The organism is Streptomyces ureilyticus (assembly GCF_011045025.1).
GTDB classification, from domain to species: Bacteria; Actinomycetota; Actinomycetes; order Streptomycetales; family Streptomycetaceae; genus Streptomyces; species Streptomyces ureilyticus.
Window position 1 is genome coordinate 1 of record NZ_JAAKZX010000122.1, and the last position, 17,868, is coordinate 17,868.

Here is a 17,868-nt window from a genome sequence, read left to right on the forward strand (position 1 = left end):
GAATCCCGCCCCCCACCGGCGGGCAAGTTCACTCGCCCTCCCGCATAGGCACCCGCACGCCCCGCTCATCAGCCACCGACGCCGCGATGTCGTACCCGGCGTCCACATGCCGGATGACACCCATCCCCGGGTCATTCGTCAGCACCCGGCGAATCTTCTCCCCGGCCAGCGCCGTGCCGTCGGCCACGGACACCTGACCCGCATGGATGGACCGCCCCATCCCCACTCCGCCCCCGTGGTGAAGGGAGACCCAGGACGCCCCCGACGCGATGTTCACCATGGCGTTCAGCAGCGGCCAGTCGGCGATCGCGTCGGAGCCGTCGAGCATGGCTTCGGTCTCGCGGTACGGGGAGGCCACGGAGCCGCTGTCGAGGTGGTCGCGGCCGATGACGAGCGGGGCCTGCAACTCACCGCTCGCGACCATGTCGTTGAACCGCTCCCCCGCCCGGTCCCGCTCCCCGTACCCGAGCCAGCAGATCCGCGCGGGAAGCCCCTGGAAGTGCACCCGCTCACGGGCCATCTTGATCCAGCGGTGGAGGGACTCGTTCTCGGGGAAGAGGTCGAGGATCGCCTTGTCGGTCTTGGCGATGTCGGAGGCCTCACCGGACAGCGCGGCCCACCGGAAGGGTCCCTTGCCCTCGCAGAACAGCGGCCGGATGTAGGCGGGCACGAAACCGGGGAAGGCGAACGCCCGCTCGTAGCCGACGAGTTGGGCCTCGCCACGGATGGAGTTGCCGTAGTCGAAGACCTCGGCACCGGCGTCCATGAAGCCGACCATGGCCTCCACATGCCGGGCCATGGACTCCCGCGCACGCGTGGTGAACCCCGCAGGGTCCTTGGCCGCGTACGTGGCCATGTCGTCGAAGTCCACGCCGAGCGGCAGGTAGGACAGCGGATCGTGGGCCGAGGTCTGGTCGGTCACGATGTCGACGGGGGCGCCCTCTGCGAGCATGCGCGGCAACAGCTCGGCGGCATTGCCGAGCAGCCCGATCGACAGCGGGCGCCGGGCGTCGCGTGCCTCCACGGCCAGTTGGAGGGCGTGCTCGAGGGAGTCGGCCCGTACGTCCAGGTACCGGTGCTCGATACGGCGCTCGATCGCCCGCGGGTCACAGTCGATACAGATCGCGACCCCGTCGTTCATCGTCACGGCGAGCGGCTGGGCGCCGCCCATGCCACCGAGTCCGGCGGTGAGCGTGATCGTCCCGGCGAGCGAACCCCCGAACCGCTTCGCGGCGACCGCGGCGAACGTCTCGTAGGTGCCCTGCAGGATGCCCTGCGTACCGATGTAGATCCACGAACCGGCCGTCATCTGGCCGTACATGGTGAGCCCGAGCTGCTCCAGGCGCCGGAACTCCTCCCAGTTCGCCCAGTCGCCCACCAGGTTCGAGTTGGCGATGAGCACGCGTGGGGCCCACTCGTGGGTCTGCATGACGCCGACGGGGCGGCCGGACTGGACGAGCATCGTCTCGTCCTGCTTGAGGGTGCGCAGCGTACGGACCATGGCGTCGAAGGAGCGCCAGTCGCGGGCGGCCTTGCCCGTGCCGCCGTAGACGACGAGCTTGTCGGGGTGCTCGGCGACCTCGGGGTCGAGGTTGTTCTGCAGCATCCGCAGGGCGGCTTCTTGCTGCCATCCCAGGGCGCTCAGTTCCGTACCGCGCGGTGCTCGGACAGGGCGGGGTCCTGACATGGGCTGCCTCCCGGCGGGCTGATTACAGAGATATTCACATCCTGGCTTGATGAATAGAACTAGTCAATACGCCCCCTGCGTCGGCGTCGGCGCCGTACGGGTGTTTGGCTGAATCCATGACGGCATACACAGGGGACACGCACCCATCGGGTGAGGCGCAGGACGCGGCGGATACGGCGGCGAACGGGGCCGCGCGGCGGGACGACGCCGTCCGCGCGGCCGTGGAACAGGGGCTCGTGGGCCCCGACACCCCCATCATCGGACTCCTCGACATCACCGGCATCCGCAGCTCGGCGGCGGCACTGCACGCGGCCTTCGATGCGGTGGTCGCCCCGGGCACGCCGGTGCTGCACGCGTTCGCGGTGAAGGCGACCCCGCTCGTGCCGGTACTGCGGCTGCTGCGCGAGGAGGGTCTCGGCGCGGAGGTGGCGAGCGCCGGCGAACTGGCTCTCGCCCGTGCGGCCGGGGTGCCCCCGTCCCGTACGGTCCTCGACTCCCCGGCCAAGACCCCGGCGGAGCTGCGGGAGGCGCTGGCGCTCGGTATCGCGGTCAACGCGGACAACCCGCAGGAGCTGGCCCGTATCGACGGCCTGGTCCAGTCGGCGGCGACCCGGTCGCCTATCGGACTGCGAGTGAATCCGCAGGTCGGCGGGGGTTCGATCGAGGCGCTGTCCACGGCGACGGCGACCTCGAAGTTCGGGGTGGCGCTGCGGGACGAAGGGGCGCGCGAGTGGGTCGTACGGGCGTACCTGGACCGGCCGTGGCTGACCCGGCTGCACGCGCACACCGGTTCGCAGGGGATACCTCTGGACCTGGCGGCGCGCGGGGCGGCGCAGACGTACGAGCTCGCCGAGGAGATCAACGAGCGCGCCGGGCGCCGGCAGATCGACACGCTCGACATCGGCGGCGGCCTGCCGGTGAACTACGCCTCGGACGCCCAGAGCCCGGCCTACGCGGAGTACGCGCGGCTGCTGGCCCGGACCGTGCCGGGGCTGTTCGACGGACGGTACGGACTGGTCACGGAGTTCGGACGGTCACTGCTCGCCAAGCACGGGGTGCTGCTGGCACGGGTCGAGTACGCGAAGACGGCCGGCGGGCGCGCGATCGCGGTGACACACGCGGGCGTACAGATCGCGACCCGCACGGTGTACGCGCCGGCGACGTGGCCGCTGCGGGTGGGGGCGTACGACGCGAAGGGGCGCCCCAAGGCCGGGCCCGAGGTCGTACAGGACGTGGCGGGTCCCGCCTGCTTCGCGGGTGACCTGCTGGCCGAGGGGCGTGCACTCCCGCTGCTCGGACAGGGCGACTACGTGGCCGCGCTGGACACGGGGGCGTACAACTTCGCGCACCACTACGCGTACAACTCGCTTCTGCGGCCGGGGATTTACGGGTTCGGGCCGGACGGGGCAGGCGGGGTGCGGTTCGCGACCGTACGGACTCCGCAGACGCTGGAGGAGATCGTGGCGGAGTCGGGCGGGGGCCATGCGGGGAGCTTGTCGGAGCTGTAGCGGAACTGGCATGCCCGGCGCGCAGCGGCACGGCGCACCCCGGCGCACGGGAGCGGGCCGCGCTTCAACTCGGCGATGCGCGGGCGCCGGATTGACGCCGTGGCACCGCGGACCGAACCCGGCGTCCGGAGCCATCCGCCCACGTCAGACCGCCGACGGCCGCCAGGGCTTCAACCCGCCCCGCCCCAAGGCCAGTTGACCCACTTTAGTCAGCTGGTGCATGTTCCGCTGGAAAATGCCAGAACGCTCACCTCTCGCGCACACGGTGCGTAGCTTCGTGGTCACCGAGCCGTACCCGAGGCGGGAGGGGAGCCCAGGTGCCCGGAATCGACGAGTGTCTGCTGGAAGCCATGAGGCTGCCCGGTGCCCTGGGCGCCGCGGTGGTCGACTGGACCAGCGGCCTGGCGCTGGGCACGGTCGGGGACGCCCCGGGCGGTGACCACGAGACGACCGCGGCGGAGGCGGCGGAGCTGGCGCGACTCGCGGCGGAGCACCGGGCGTTCGCGCCGGAGGCGGGACCGGATCAGGCAGGGCAGGACCCGCCGGTCGAGGACCTGATCATCAGCAACGTCGACACGTACCACGTCCTGCGGTTCGTGGCGACGAGCTTCGACAGCAGCGTCTTCCTGCACCTGTGGCTGGCCCGCTCCGACGGCAACCTCGCGCTGGCCCGCATACGGCTCGGCGAGATGGCCGGACGGCTGGTGCTGGGATGACCGTGGTCAGCACCCCGCCGCCCCGACTGCCGTTACGGCGCCGCTCGTTCGGCCCCGGCGTCTCGCCGATGCTGCGCCGGCTCGCCGAGGAGCGCGCCACCGGCGTACTGCTGCGCGAGCGCGGTTCGCTCCATCTCACCGACGGCCAGGTCACCTACGCCGAGTGCCCGGAGAGCCCGGGGCTCGACGCGCTGCTCACCACCGGCGGCGTTCTGGACGCCGGGGCATGGCGGGAGGCGGTCGCGCGGGCCGGGGCGGACGGGCAGGTCGGGAGGTTTCTGGTCGACAGCGGCCGGGTTGCCGAAGGCGTGCTGGAGCTGTGCCACGTGGCGGCGCTGTTCGACGCGGCGTACTTCGTTCTGGGCCCTTCAAGCGCCCCGGCGCGCTTCCGGTACGGGGCCGCGCACTGGCTCGGGCCGGTGCGCTCCGTACCGGTGGCCGCGCTGGAGCGCGAGACCCTGCGCCGCCGTGAGCTGCTGCACCGCATCTGGCCCGACCCGGCGACGGACACGGCTCCGCTGGTACGGATCGACCGTGCCGCCGAGCCGCCGGTCCCGGCCCGGCAGGAAGCAGTACTCGACCAGGTCGACGGGGTCCGCACGGCCGCCGACATCTCGCTCGCCCTGGGCCGCCCCGCGTTCCACACCCTGGTCGAACTGCGCAGGCTCGCCACGGCGGGCATCGTGACGACGGCTTCCCAGCCGCCCACAACGCCCAAGTCACTCAAGCCGCCCAAGTCGCCCCAGCAATCCAGGGGGCCCCGGGCGTCCCGGCCGCCCGAGCCACAGCGGTCACCCCGGGCGGACCCGGCCCCCGAGCAGCAGCCGCCCGCCCTCGACCCCGCGTCAGCCCTGCTCATCCAAGCCTCGGCCGACCCCGACGTCGCTCTGCTGCGCCGCCTTAGAGACGCCCTGGAGGCCCTGTGATCCGCGCGCTTCGACAGCGTGCCGAGAGGAGACAGCTCATGGCGGCGGAGGCCGAAGTCCTCGACGAACTCCACCGGTTACGGGCCCGCGTACCCCAGCTGACCGGCGCGCTCGCGGCCAGCGTCGACGGCCTGGTCATCGCCCAGGCCACGCCGGGCGTGGAACCGGAGGGCCTGGCCGCGCTGACCGCCGCCGCACTGGGCGTCGCCGTGCGGCTGACGGACGCCACCGGCCAGGGCGACCTCCGCGAGCTGCTCGTACGCGGCACGCACGGCTACGTGGCGACGTACTCGGCCGGCTCCTCGGCCGTACTGACGCTGCTGGCGCAGGACCGGGTCAACGTCGGACGCCTGCACCTGGAGGGACGCCGCGCCGCGACCCGTATCGGCGAACTGGCCGACGCGGCGACGGCCCGCACGACACCGCCTCCGCGTACCGCCGGAGACAAAGCCCCGCCCAGGGCCGCCTCCACCTCCACGACCACGAATACAGCCACGGACACGACCACGGACAAGTCCGCGTTACCGACGCGCCCCGCAAAGCCCCCACGAGCCAGAACCGCACGGAGCGCACGGACCACACAGACCACCCAGACCGCGCAGACCGCCTCACGAGCTGCGCAGACCTCAGGCGCCCCACAGACAAACGGGCGGAGTACCAGCCGGACCACCGGCCGAAGCACCACCAACACCCGTACCACCAACGAGAGTTGAGAGGACCGCACACCATGGCCAACACCGAAACCACGTTGAAGGAAGCCCTCGCCTCCATAGAGGGCGCGACAGGAGCCGCGCTCGTCGACTACACCAGCGGCATGGCGCTGGGCACGATGGGCGGCAGCAAGAGCTTCGACCTCACCGTGGCCGCCGCCGGCAACACCGATGTCGTACGCGCCAAGCTCCGCACCATGGAACACCTGGGCCTGAAGGGCGAGATCGAGGACATCCTGATCACCCTGTCCGACCAGTACCACCTGATCCGCCTGCTCGCCGGCCGCGGCGGCAACGGCCTCTTCCTCTACCTGGTCCTCGACTCCAAGCGGGCCAACCTGGCGATGGCGCGCCACCAGTTGAAGAAGATCGAGGCGGATCTGGAGGTCTGACGGAACCTCAGGTGAACCTCTGAGAATCGGACCCGTACGCATCCCGGACACACGACCGGGCAGAACTCCCCCGGACGGATCACCGACCGGGGGAGGTTCTCTTGTCCACCACCGAAACCACCACGGGCGCGCAGTCGCCAGCCGAGGAACCGGGACTCAAGCGCGCCATCGGCCCCAAGCTGCTGGTCCTGTTCGTGATCGGCGACATTCTCGGGACCGGCATCTACGCCACGACCGGCGCCGTCGCGGGAAAGGTCGGCGGGGCGTTGTGGCTGCCGTTCGTCATCGGCTTCGTCGTGGCGATCCTGACGGCGGCGTCGTACGTCGAACTCGTCGGCAAGTACCCGAAGGCGGCCGGGGCGGCCCTCTACACGCAGAAGGCCTTCAAGGTCCCGTTCCTCACCTTCATCGTCGCCTTCATGGTGATGGCCTCGGGCCTGTCGTCCGCGAGTGCGGCGGCCCGCGCGTTCAGCGGCGACTATCTCTCCGAGCTGACGGGAGACGCACTCCCGCCGACGCTCATCGCGATCTGCTTCATCCTGCTCCTCGCCGGCCTGAACCTGCGGGGCGTTTCGGAGTCGGTGAAGACGAACGTCGTCCTGACCCTGGTCGAGCTGACGGGCCTGGCGATCATCCTCGCGATCGGCGCGTACGCCGTGCTGACGGGTGACGGAGAGCCGTCCCGGCTGGGCGAGTTCGAGGCGAGCGGTACCGGCTACGCCCTGATCACCAGCGTGTTGGGGGCCACGGCGCTGGGCTTCTTCGCGTTCGTGGGCTTCGAGGACTCGGTCAACATGGCGGAGGAGACGAAGGATCCCGTACGGACCTTCCCGCGGGCGATCTTCATCGGGGTGGCGGTGACGGGCACGATCTACGTCCTCGTAGCACTCGTATCGTCACTCCTGGTCGACTACAAGGTGCTGGAGGGATCCAGCGGCCCGCTCCTTGAGGTCGTGAAGGCGGGCGGCGTCGACTTCCCGCACAAACTCTTCGCGCTCATCGCGCTGTTCGCCGTCACCAACTCCGCGCTGATCAACATCATGATGGCCTCACGCCTGTGCTACGGCATGGCCAACGAACGCATCCTGCCCCGTGGCATGGGCCGCGTCCTGCGCCGCCGCCGCACCCCCGTGGTCGGCATCGTCTTCGTCACCGTGCTCGCGATCGGCCTGGTCTCCACGGGCGAGATCGAGGGCCTGGGCGACACCACGGCGTTCCTCCTCCTGTGCGTCTTCGCCGTGGTCAACATCGCGGTCCTGGTCCTCCGCCGCGACCCCGTGGACCACGCCCACTTCCGCACCCCCACGTTCCTCCCGATCCTGGGCGCGATCACCGCCCTGATCCTGGCCAGCCCCCTGGCCGACCGCCCGGCGGACGTGTACATCCGCGCGGCGGTACTGCTGGCGATCGGCGTGGGCCTGTGGGCGGTGAACAAGCTGGTACTTCGGGTACGGGGCGAGGCGTAGGGGGCCAGGGGCCCGCAGCCGCCAACGGCGAGCGCCCCCAATGGCAAGCACCCCCAGCAGGAAACCCGCACAGGACAGCCAAGTTGATACGAGCGGTGCGTAGGGGGAGACGCCCCCCACTACACCAGCACGCCACCCCGACGCCGCGCCCCACCAGGCGCGGCGTCGCCCGCCGCGATCCCGGTGGCCCGGTAGGCCTTGACCCGCTTGCCCGCCGGGGTACCCGCCCCACGTCCGAGCCAGTCGACGCGGACCCACAGCAGTTCCTCGGAGCCGCGCTCAAGGCTGCCCAGCCACGCGGCCTTCAGGCGCAGCCCGACGCCCGCCCCGGCGAGCAGCATGCCCCCCGCCGCGGGCACCGCGAACGCACTCCCCAGCGCGGCCAGAAAAGCGACGAGCAGCCACCACCGATGCCCCCGGCGCCAGTTGCGCGCGGTCACGGCCCGGTCCTGGAGCACATCATGCTTGCCCGCCCGGGCAGCAGCACCCGCGAGTGCCGCGTACCGCTTCCTGTGCAGCAACGCCACCAAGGCCGCCACGACGAGGAACAACGCCGCCCCCGCCGTCACCCCGATCCGACGCCCGGTCACCCCCGGAGCCACCACGCCGATGCCCGCGGCCAGCACACCCAGCCACCACATCGGCGCGGCCCCGGCCCGTACGACGACGGCCACCCGAGCCAGTCCCTGACCTCCGCGCGTCACCTTCCCGCCTCCTCGTCCGAAGGACCGCGATCTCTTCGGCCGCGCAGGTTAGCGACCGAAGCTGAGACGAGTCTTAACAAGGCGACCACTCAGCGAACAAGCCCTCTACTCAACGAACAAGCCCCGCGCGGCCGCCCGCCCGTCGAACTCCTCGAGCCGCGCCTGCGCGTCCGGAAGGTCGTCGCACATGGCCTCCAGCAGCACCCGCCCGAGCAGCATCGGCGCACAGGCCGTGTCGAAGGCGAGCCCCGTACCGACCGCGGCGGGCAGCAGCAGATCCGACTCCTTCGCCACCGGCGCGAACGCCGAGTCCGCGACGGTCACCACGGTCAGCCCCGCCTCCTTCGCATACGCCAGGATGTCCACGACCTCGCGCGGATGCCGCGGCAGCGCGAAGCACAGCAGAGCCGTCGCCCCGGCCCGTACGGCCGAGTCGATCCGGTCGTGGACCATCGTGCCGCCCTCGTTCAGCAGCCGTACGTCCGGATGGACCTTGGCCGCGAAGTACGAGAAGCCGTACGCCTGGGACGCCGCCGCCCGCAGCCCGAGCACCGGCAGCGGACGGGACGCCGCGAGCAGCCGCCCCGCCCGCTCCACGGGCCGCGGATCGGCCAGTACGGAGGCCAGGTGCCGCAGGTTCTCGATCTCGGCCTCTACGGCCTGCTGGTATTCGTTGTAGGAGGCGGTGTCCGTGACAGGACCGGTGGGCGCGACCTCCCGCAGGTGTTTGCGCAGCGCCGGGTAGCCGTCGAAGCCGAGGGCGACGGCGAAGCGGGTGACGGAGGGCTGGCTGACACCGGCGAGTTCCGCGAGCTCGACGCTCGACAGGAACGGCACGTCGGCCGCCCGCCGCACCATGCTGTGCGCGATACGCCGCTGAGTGGGGGTCAGCCGGTGGCCCTCGAAGAGGGCCTGCAGACGCGCGGCAGGACTGTCCGTCACGTTCGCGTTCCTGTCGACGCCCACATCCCCGTTCGCGCTCGGCTCTCGGTCCACGCCCGCGTCTCCGTCCACACCCGTCGTCGTGCCCGTATCCCTGTCCACGCTCATGCCGTGCTCCCCCTCCAGATGTCCGTGAACCGGTCGAGCAGTTCGGCCGCCGTCGTCACATCGTCCGTGAGCGGCCGGTCGGTCTGGTCCGCGTCGAGTACCGACTCGGCGAGTTCCAGCGCCCGGCCCACGGGCAGCTCCGGGTCCGGCCGCAGCTCGCGCTGCCGCAAGGCCCGTACGGCGGCGACGAGTTCGCAGCCGACGACGAGACGGTACGCGTCGCAGGCGCGCAACGTCTGGCGTGCGGCGAGCGAGGCGAAGCTCGCCTGCTCCTCGACGCCCCGGGAGAGTACAGCGTGGCCTAGCGAGGCGGGCGCGGAGAAGGCGCGCAGATCACCGAGGGCGGCACCGGCGGCGTACTCCAGGATCATCACGCCGGAGGACGCGGGCTCGTGGTCGGCGAGGAAGGGGCGCAGCCGGGTGTACGCGGGTTCGTTCAAGGTCGAGAGGCGGGACGTCGACAGCCGCGCGACCTGGGTGAGGGAGAGCCTGAAGTGGTCCAGGGCGAGGGCGAGTCCGGCCTGGTAGAAGCCGCCGTGGTGGTACGCGGCCATGTCCTCGGCGGAGATCAGCGGGTTCTCGGCGGCGGCGTTGATCTCGACCGTCAGCACCTCTTCGAGGGCGTCGGCGGCATCGAGCGCGGGGCCGTGGATCTGGGGCAGGCAGCGGAATCCGTACGGGTCCTGGAGGCGTCCGAGCGGCGGTGTCGGGCGGTCGGCGGCACCGATCAACTCCCGCATACGGCACGCCACTTCGGCCGTCGCGGGATGCCGGCGCGCGGCGTGCACGGGCGCCGCGTACGCCTCGTGCGAGCCGTCCACCGCGAGCAGCGACAGCGCGGCCACGACCTGCGTGGCCCCGATCAGCCCACGCAACTCGTGCAGGGCGAGCGCGGCCTGGCCCAGGGTGAGGGCGTTGCTGCTGATGAGGGCGAGCGCGTCGTTGTTGTCGAGGGCTTGTGCCTCAGGTGCGCCCGCCTCCTGCTCACGCGCTCCCTGCCGGTCTGGTCCTGACTCGCGCGCTCCCAGCCCGTCCGCTCCCGGGCCGCCCGCCCCCGGCGCATGCCACCTCGCCTCCGCCTCGCGCCAAGGATGCTCCCCCGCCAGCGCCAGCCCCACCTGGGCGAGGGCCGCGATGTCCCCCGTACCCACCGAGCCGAACTCGTTCACGACCGGATACGCCCCGGTCTCCAGCGCCTCGCACAGTGCCGTGACGATGGTGGGCCGCAGGCCCGCGCCGCCCGCGAGCAGCTGGTTCGCCCGTACGGCCAGCATCGCCCGCACCTGCCGTGCGGGCAGCTCCGCGCCGATCGCCCCGGCGTGGCTGCGCAACAGCCGCAGGCCGTGGTCGGCGGCGGCCTCGGTCGGCACGTCCTCGTTCCGGTTGGCGCCGACGCCGGTGGAGCGGCCGTACACGCGCCCGGTCGCGGCCATCCGCCGCGCCGCATCCCAGGACTCCTCGACCCGCTTCATCGCCTCGGTGCCGGGGACGGGCCGGGCGGCTCCGTCGGCGAGGCGCACGATATCGGCGACGCCGGTGCCGTACCCGTCGAGGACGACCAGACCGGGCGTGAGGGCGCCGGAGTCCGAGTCGGCGGCCCCCGGAATGTCCACGATCCGAGACGACATCACGCACGAACTCCCCTCAAACTCAGACATCCGATCTTGCCTGGCGGTCATCTGTAACCGGCGTTTTACGTCGGAGTGTTGACAACCTATTCAGACACCAAGAACTCTGCATGACGATATGCATGCCGGGCAAGGGACACCACATGATCCAGTTCGATGCGGTCCACAAGCGCTTCCCGAACGGCACCACGGCGGTGCACGACCTCTCCCTGGAGATGCCCGAGGGCGGCGTGACCGTCCTCGTGGGATCTTCCGGCTGCGGTAAGACGACGACTCTGCGCATGGTCAACCGGATGGTCGACCCGACCTCCGGGACCATCCGCGTCGGCGGCCGTGACGTGCTGGAACAGGACGCCGCGGAACTCCGCCGCTCCATCGGTTACGTCATCCAGCAGTCGGGCCTCTTCCCGCACCGCACGGTGCTCGACAACATCGCGACGGTGCCGCTGCTCCTCGGCTGGGGCCGCAGAAAGGCGCGGGCGCGGGCGGGCGAGCTCCTGGAGACGGTCGGCCTGACGGCCGAGGCCGGGAAGCGCTACCCGCACCAGCTCTCCGGCGGCCAGCAACAGCGAGTGGGCGTCGCCCGCGCACTCGCCGCCGACCCGCCCGTCCTCCTGATGGACGAACCGTTCGGTGCGGTCGACCCGGTCGTCCGCACCCAGCTCCAGGACGAACTGCTCCGGCTCCAGAAGGAGTTGAGCAAGACGATCGTCTTCGTCACGCACGACGTCGACGAGGCGGTACGGCTCGGCGACCGCATCGCGATCTTCCGCACCGGCGGCCACCTCGTCCAGTGCGCGGCGCCCGCGGAGCTGCTGGCCCGCCCGGCGGACGACTTCGTCGCGGACTTCCTGGGCGCCGAGCGGGGGCTGAAGCTTCTGTCGCTGACGACGCTCGCGGACGTACCGCAGGCGCCGGCGCCCGAGGGCGGTACCTGGGAGCTCGTCCTGGACGAGGCCCGCAGGCCCCAGGCCTGGCGCACCGAGGACGCCGAGATCCCCGTACGCCCCCTGCGGGACACCGACTCCCTGCTCGCCGCGCTCAACGAGTCCATCGCCTCCCCGACCGCCCTGGTGGCACGTGTCGACGCGGACGGCGTCCTCACCGGCGTCACCTCCCGCGCCGAGATCCACGAGCACGCGGGCGAGACGCACAGCGCGCACAGCACAGCGGGCGCCGCCGTATGAGCATCGACTGGTCGTGGATAGGCGACCACACCGACGACCTCACCACCCTCACCCTCTCCCACCTCCAGGCCGCCCTCTCCGCCGTCTTCTTCGGGCTGCTGATCTCCCTCCCCCTGGCCGTGGTCGCCCACCGGATCCGTCCCCTGCGCGGCCTCCTCCTCGGCCTCTCCAACGTCCTGTTCACGATTCCGTCGATCGCGATCTTCGTGCTTCTGCTGCCGGTGAGCGGGCTCACCCGCACCACCACGGTCATCGGCCTGACGATCTACACCCTCGTCGTCCTGCTCAGGAACACCGTCGAGGGCCTCGACTCGGTACCGGCGAAGACCAAAGAGGCCGCGAAGGCCATGGGCACCCGCCCCTTCCGCACCCTCCTCACCGTCGAACTCCCCCTGGCGCTCCCGGTGATCATGGCGGGCGTCCGTATCGCGACGGTCATGTCGATCTCGCTCGTCTCCGTGGCGACCTACATCGGCGACGGCGGCCTCGGCCAGCTCTTCACCGACGGCTTCCAGCGCAACTACCCCACACCGGTGATCGTCGGCGTCGCCCTCACCCTGCTGCTGGCACTGGTCGCGGACGCGCTTCTGGTCGCCCTCCAGTACGTACTCACGCCATGGACCCACCGGAAGCAAAGGGCGGCCTGAGCCCATGTACGAACTCTTCAAGAACCTCGGCGACTGGCTGGTCAGCGGCGAGCAGTGGTCCGGCTCCGACGGCATCGGCCACCGCCTCGCCGAACACCTCCAGTACTCGCTCCTCGCCACCCTCGTGGCAGCCGCGATCGCCCTCCCCCTGGGCCTGCTCATCGGGCACACCGGCCGCGGCGCGTTCCTCGCGATCAACCTCGCGTCCTTCGGCCGCGCGCTCCCGACCGTCGGCCTGGTCGTACTGGTCTTCCTCGCCAGCGGACTGTCGATGTGGCCGGTGTACGTCGCACTGGTCGCCCTCGCCGTCCCGGCGATCGTGACGAACACGTACGCGGGCATGACCGCCGTCGACCCGGACGTGAAGGACGCCGCGCGCGGCCAGGGCATGCGCTGGCACCAGGTCCTCTTCCAGGTCGAGCTGCCCCTGGCGCTCCCCCTGATCATGACCGGCCTGCGCCTCGCACTCATCCAGGTGGTGGCGACGGCCACCATCGCCGCGTACGTGTCTTTCGGCGGCCTGGGCCGCTACGTGTTCGACGGCCTGGCCCAGCGCGACCTCGTACAGGTGCTGGGCGGCGCGGTGCTGGTCGCCGTGGTCGCCGTAGCCCTGGACCTCGCCCTCTCCGCCCTCCAGCGCGCCCTCTTCCGCCACCGCCCGGCTTAGGAGCCCAGCACCATGAACCGACGTACCCTCCTCGGCGGCCTCTTCGCCGCCGCCTCCGTCCCCGCGCTCGCCGCCTGCAGCAGTGGCATCACCTCGCTCGACGGCGGGAGCGGCGCAGGCACCGGTGGCGGATCCAGCAAGAGCGGCATCACCATCGGCACCGCCAACTTCACCGAGAACCAGGTCCTCGGCTACCTCTACGCGGCCGTACTCGACGCCGCGGGCGTCAAGACGACCGTCCGCCCCAACCTCGGCACCCGCGAGATCCTCATCCCCGCCATCAAGGGCGGCGACATCGACCTCCTCCCCGAGTACCAGGGCGCGCTCCTCCACTACGTCGACCCCAAGTCGAAGGCCACCGAGGAGGGCGAGATGCAAAACGCCCTCGCGATGGCCCTGCCCGCCGGGCTCCAGGTGCTGCCGTACGGCAGGGCCGAGGACTCCGACGCGTTCGCCGTCACCCGGGAGACCGCCGAGAAGTACGGCCTCGCCTCCCTCGCCGACCTGAAGAAGCAGAACGGCAAGCTCGTCATGGGCGCCGCGCCCGAGGTCAAGACGCGCGAGGTCGGCGTGGTGGGCCTGAAGGAGGTGTACGGCGTCGAGTTCAAGGAGTTCAAGTCCCTTGATTCATCCGGCCCGTTGGTGAAGGGCGCCCTCAAGAAGGGCGACGTGGACGTGGCGAACCTCTTCACCACCGACACCGACATCCAGGAGAACCAGTGGGTCGTCCTCACCGACCCCGAGAACCTGATCCCCGGCCAGCACATCGTCCCCCTGATCGCCGACCGCAGGGCCGACTCGACCGTCCGCAAGGCCCTCGCCGAACTCGGCAACGTCCTCACCACCGCCGACCTCACCGAGCTCAACCGCCAGGTCGACAAGGACAAGAAGGACCCCGAGGACGTGGCGAACGCGTACGCCGAGAAGAAGGGCCTGGCGGCATAGCGGCCGGGAGCCCGGCCGAGTAGCAGTCGGGTTGCGGCCGGGGGCACGGCCCAGCGCGGACAGGGGGGCTAACCCCAGTGCCAAGCGGGCCCGGGCTCCTTACGGTGAAACACATGACCGGTATGGATGCCCGCGACGCCGAACTCAAAAAGGAACTCGACGCCACCCTGCACGCACGCAGGGAACTGGGCGACGAGTACGACTCGGCGCTGGTCGACTCCTTCCTGGAGAAGGTCGAGCAGCGCATGGACGGCGCCATCGAGCGCCGGGTACGACGACAGCTCGCGGAACAGCAGATGGTGGTGGCCCGGGGCGCACGTTCCCCGCAGTCCAACGACTCCTGGGGCGAGCGCTTCGGCTTCGGGATCGTCTCCCTGGTCCTCGCGGTCCCCCTGTCCGCGATCGGCGGAGGAGTCGCGGACCTGCCCGGCCTCCTCATCGCCTGGACGGGCATCGTCGGGGTCAACGCGGTCCAAGTGGCCCGCCACACCCCGCTGTTCGGCCGCGGCGGGAAGAAGTCGGACTCTGACTGGGAAGACTGACTTCCCTGCCGTGCACGAGGGGGGCGCTCGGGGGTGACTCCCTCGTCGTACGGGGAGTTGCGCGCGTAGAAAAGCTATTCGCGGGGACCGCCGCACCCCCGTGAACGGGGGGCGGGACGACGGCGGTCCCCGCGAGGGACGCGGGCCGGGTCAGGGCCGGGCTTACGCGTCCTGGCGTCCATGGAGGTCCGGGAGCCGCTCCGGAGGTCCTTGGCGCCGTTCGGCGTCGGCCCGAGCGGGGAGCCGCTCCCGCCCTTGCCGACACCCAGAACTGTGCCGGACCCGTGTTAAGCCGGTGCTGCGCGGACGTGACGCGCTCGTACCACTTCCGCGAAGTTCCGCACGGGTCACGCGTGCCGGAAGTTCCCCTCCGGCACGCGCAGTTCACCGGAATTCCTACTGCCGGTTGCTTTTTGCCAGGAAGGACAACAGGTCCTGGCGGCTGACGACCCCGGTCGGCTTGCCCTCGACCAGCACGATGGCCGCGTCGGCCGCCCCGAGGACGGACATCAGGTCGGCCACCGGCTCACCTGAGCCGACCTGCGGCAGCGGCGCCGACATGTGCTTCTCCAGCGGGTCCTCGAGGGAGGCGGACTTGCTGAACAGGGCGCCCAGCAGCTCCCGTTCGACGACCGAGCCGACGACCTCGGCGGCCATCACGTCCGGGTGTCCGGCGCCCGGCTTGACGACCGGCATCTGCGAGACCCCGTACTCGCGCAGCACCTCGATCGCGTCCCCGACCGTCTCGTCCGGATGCATGTGGACGAGGGAGGGGATGGTCCCGCCCGCCTTGTCGCTGAGCACATCGCCGACACGCGCGCTCGGCCCGCTGTCCTCCAGGAAGCCGTAGTCGGCCATCCATTCATCGTTGAAAATTTTACTAAGGTACCCGCGCCCACTGTCCGGCAGCAGCACGACCACCACATCATCGGGCCCGAGCCGCGCGGCCACCTCCAGCGCCGCCACGACGGCCATCCCGCAGGACCCGCCGACGAGCAGGCCCTCCTCCTTCGCGAGCCGTCGCGTCATCTGGAAGGAGTCCTTGTCGGACACGGCGACGATCTCGTCCGCGACAGTCCGGTCGTAGGCGGTGGGCCAGAAGTCCTCGCCCACGCCCTCCACGAGATACGGCCGCCCGGATCCGCCGGAGTACACGGACCCTTCCGGGTCGGCGCCGATGACCTGGACCCTGCCGTCGCTAGCGTCCTTCAGATACCGCCCCGTACCGGAGATGGTGCCGCCCGTCCCGACCCCGGTGACGAAGTGCGTGATCCGCCCCTCCGTCTGCTCCCACAGCTCGGGGCCGGTGGAGTGATAGTGCGAGAGGGGGTTGTTCGGGTTGGAGTACTGGTCCGGCTTCCAGGCTCCGGGAGTCTCCCGGACCAGCCGGTCGGAGACGTTGTAGTACGAGTCCGGGTGCTCGGGGTCCACGGCGGTCGGGCATACGACGACCTCGGCGCCGTACGCGCGCAGCACATTGATCTTGTCGGTGGACACCTTGTCGGGGCACACGAAGATGCACTTGTACCCCTTCTGCTGCGCCACGATGGCGAGCCCGACGCCCGTGTTGCCACTGGTCGGTTCGACGATCGTGCCCCCGGGCTTCAGGGCTCCGCTCTCCTCCGCGGCCTCGATCATGCGCAGGGCGATGCGGTCCTTCACGGAGCCGCCGGGGTTGAAGTACTCGACCTTCGCGAGGACGGTCGCCTGGATGCCGGCGGTCACGCTGTTGAGCCTCACCAGCGGGGTGTTGCCGACGAGACTGATCATCGAGTCGTGGAATTGCACCGTTGTCTCCGGAGCTTAAAAGAAGTGGTCGGGGTGGTTCCGTCAGAGTAAGCCCCCTACTGGGCGTTCACGCTGTGTTGAGATTGGCCGACAGCCTCCACGGGGCAAGCAGAGGATGTACGGGTTTGAGGAGGTGGCGGCTTCGCATGTCGAGCTTGTCGAGGGCGAGGGTGGCACGGCGGATCGCGGCGGGCGCGGCGTTCGGCGGCGGTGGGATCGGGCTGCTGGGCGCGGCGACGATCGGCTTGGTGCTGGCCGAGGTGCAGTTGGCGAAGCGGCAGGTGGGGAACGGGCACAGTCCGCATCCGCCCAGCGCGGACGGGCTGTACGGGCGGGCGTACGCCGGTGCCGGTCGCCCTTTGCGGCTGACCATGCTCGGGGATTCCACGGCCGCGGGGCAGGGTGTGCACCGGGCCCGTCAGACGCCGGGGGCGCTGCTGGCCTCGGGGCTCGCCGCGGTGGCGGAACGGCCTGTGGAGTTGCGGAACGTGGCGTTGCCGGGCGCTCAGTCGGACGACCTGGACCGCCAGGTCGTCCTGGCTCTCGGGGACCCGGTTCGGGTCCCCGACGTATGCGTGATCATGGTCGGCGCGAACGATGTGACGCGCCGTATGCCCGCGACGCAGTCGGTTCGGCATCTGTCCGCGGCGGTGCGTGCGCTCTGTACGGCCGGTGCCGAGGTCGTGGTCGGTACCTGTCCCGACCTCGGCACCATCGAGCCCGTGCAGCAGCCGCTGCGGTGGCTGGCCCGGCGTGCGTCCCGGCAGCTGGCGGCGGCGCAGACGATCGGCACGGTGGAGCAGGGTGGGCGGACGGTGTCTCTGGGGGACCTGCTGGGGCCGGAATTCGCCGCCAATCCGCGTGAGTTGTTCGGTCCTGACAACTATCACCCCTCGGCGGAGGGTTACGCGACGGCCGCGATGGCGGTACTCCCCACGGTGTGCGCTGCGCTGGGCTTGTGGCCCGCGGAGGAGGAGCGCCCGGACGCGTCCCGCCGCGAGGGCTTCCTGCCGGTGGCCCGGGCCGCCGCGGAGGCGGCCTCCGAGGCCGGTACGGAGGTTGCGGCGGCGGTGCCGACGGGGCCGCGTGGGCCTTGGGTCCTGCTGAAGCGCCGGCGGCGGCGCCGGGTGCCTGCGACGGATCCTGCGCCTGCCTCCGGCGGTTGAGTAACACCCGGCGGAGCGCCAAGCGAGCGCTTAGTAAAAAGCGGTCGGGGTCACACGGCTACACGCGTGACCTTGACGGTACGTGCGGGTAACTTCCCTGACAGGCTTGTCCAGTCACACTCGTACTCCCACCCGCCAC

16 protein-coding genes and 1 pseudogene are annotated in these 17,868 nt (G+C 70.9%); 12 read left to right on the forward strand and 5 right to left on the reverse strand.

Annotation, left to right across the window (positions count from 1 at the left end; genetic code table 11):
* Positions 1–28 precede the first annotated feature (28 nt).
* On the reverse strand, positions 29–1,687 hold the full coding sequence (gene hutU / locus G6048_RS30425; protein WP_165342818.1) for a urocanate hydratase: 1,659 nt from the start codon (positions 1,685–1,687) through the stop codon (positions 29–31).
* A 116-nt stretch (positions 1,688–1,803) separates the two neighbouring features.
* Here hutU and G6048_RS30430 point away from each other — a divergent pair, with 116 nt between their 5' ends.
* From G6048_RS30430 to G6048_RS30455, 6 genes and pseudogenes are all read left to right on the forward strand, one after another.
* Positions 1,804–3,195: a type III PLP-dependent enzyme domain-containing protein gene (locus G6048_RS30430; protein WP_165342819.1), complete on the forward strand. Its 1,392-nt coding sequence runs from the start codon at positions 1,804–1,806 to the stop codon at positions 3,193–3,195.
* 317 nt (positions 3,196–3,512) lie between these two features.
* On the forward strand, positions 3,513–3,911 hold the full coding sequence (locus G6048_RS30435; protein ID WP_165342820.1) for a hypothetical protein: 399 nt from the start codon (positions 3,513–3,515) through the stop codon (positions 3,909–3,911).
* Complete coding sequence (locus G6048_RS30440; protein ID WP_165342821.1) at positions 3,908–4,837, forward strand: hypothetical protein; 930 nt, start codon at positions 3,908–3,910, stop codon at positions 4,835–4,837. The genes G6048_RS30435 and G6048_RS30440 overlap by 4 nt, the downstream gene beginning before the upstream one ends.
* Positions 4,838–4,875: 38 nt before the next feature.
* Positions 4,876–5,442, forward strand: a pseudogene (locus G6048_RS30445) (roadblock/LC7 domain-containing protein); the annotation flags it as partial.
* A 122-nt stretch (positions 5,443–5,564) separates the two neighbouring features.
* On the forward strand, positions 5,565–5,939 hold the full coding sequence (locus G6048_RS30450; protein ID WP_165342823.1) for a roadblock/LC7 domain-containing protein: 375 nt from the start codon (positions 5,565–5,567) through the stop codon (positions 5,937–5,939).
* A gap of 101 nt (positions 5,940–6,040) precedes the next feature.
* Positions 6,041–7,405, forward strand: coding sequence for an APC family permease (locus G6048_RS30455; RefSeq protein WP_165342824.1), 1,365 nt, complete (start codon positions 6,041–6,043; stop codon positions 7,403–7,405).
* Positions 7,406–7,524: 119 nt separating this feature from the next.
* Here G6048_RS30455 and G6048_RS30460 read toward each other — a convergent pair whose 3' ends face one another.
* The 3 genes from G6048_RS30460 to G6048_RS30470 all read right to left on the reverse strand — a co-directional run bounded on the left by G6048_RS30460 (position 7,525) and on the right by G6048_RS30470 (position 10,787).
* Positions 7,525–8,109, reverse strand: coding sequence for a hypothetical protein (locus G6048_RS30460; protein ID WP_165342825.1), 585 nt, complete (start codon positions 8,107–8,109; stop codon positions 7,525–7,527).
* Positions 8,110–8,214: 105 nt separating this feature from the next.
* Entirely contained in the window at positions 8,215–9,159 is a 945-nt protein-coding gene (locus G6048_RS30465; RefSeq protein ID WP_235990516.1) for a MurR/RpiR family transcriptional regulator, read from the reverse strand.
* Positions 9,156–10,787, reverse strand: coding sequence for an aromatic amino acid ammonia-lyase (locus G6048_RS30470; RefSeq protein ID WP_206342322.1), 1,632 nt, complete (start codon positions 10,785–10,787; stop codon positions 9,156–9,158). Before G6048_RS30470 ends, G6048_RS30465 begins: the two co-directional genes overlap by 4 nt.
* A 143-nt stretch (positions 10,788–10,930) precedes the next feature.
* On the opposite strand from G6048_RS30470, the gene G6048_RS30475 reads away from it, so the two are divergent.
* The 5 genes from G6048_RS30475 to G6048_RS30495 all read left to right on the forward strand — a co-directional run bounded on the left by G6048_RS30475 (position 10,931) and on the right by G6048_RS30495 (position 14,775).
* A complete protein-coding gene (locus G6048_RS30475) occupies positions 10,931–11,974 on the forward strand; it encodes an ABC transporter ATP-binding protein (RefSeq protein ID WP_206342323.1) in 1,044 nt (347 codons plus the stop codon).
* A complete protein-coding gene (locus tag G6048_RS30480; protein ID WP_165342828.1) occupies positions 11,971–12,621 on the forward strand; it encodes an ABC transporter permease in 651 nt (216 codons plus the stop codon). Before G6048_RS30475 ends, G6048_RS30480 begins: the two co-directional genes overlap by 4 nt.
* Positions 12,622–12,625: 4 nt before the next feature.
* The gene (locus G6048_RS30485; protein ID WP_165342829.1) at positions 12,626–13,288 is read left to right on the forward strand and encodes an ABC transporter permease; all 663 of its coding nucleotides are present in this window, start codon (positions 12,626–12,628) and stop codon (positions 13,286–13,288) included.
* A gap of 12 nt (positions 13,289–13,300) precedes the next feature.
* Positions 13,301–14,233: an ABC transporter substrate-binding protein gene (locus G6048_RS30490; protein ID WP_165342830.1), complete on the forward strand. Its 933-nt coding sequence runs from the start codon at positions 13,301–13,303 to the stop codon at positions 14,231–14,233.
* Positions 14,234–14,346: 113 nt separating this feature from the next.
* The gene (locus G6048_RS30495) at positions 14,347–14,775 is read left to right on the forward strand and encodes a hypothetical protein (protein WP_165342831.1); all 429 of its coding nucleotides are present in this window, start codon (positions 14,347–14,349) and stop codon (positions 14,773–14,775) included.
* Between the two features lie 396 nt (positions 14,776–15,171).
* On the opposite strand, the gene G6048_RS30500 is transcribed toward G6048_RS30495, so the two are convergent.
* Positions 15,172–16,563 (reverse strand): cystathionine beta-synthase, encoded by a 1,392-nt coding sequence (locus G6048_RS30500; protein ID WP_165342832.1) that lies wholly within the window; start codon positions 16,561–16,563, stop codon positions 15,172–15,174.
* Positions 16,564–16,709: 146 nt separating this feature from the next.
* Here G6048_RS30500 and G6048_RS30505 point away from each other — a divergent pair, with 146 nt between their 5' ends.
* The gene (locus tag G6048_RS30505) at positions 16,710–17,729 is read left to right on the forward strand and encodes an SGNH/GDSL hydrolase family protein (protein WP_165342833.1); all 1,020 of its coding nucleotides are present in this window, start codon (positions 16,710–16,712) and stop codon (positions 17,727–17,729) included.
* Positions 17,730–17,868: the final 139 nt, after the last annotated feature.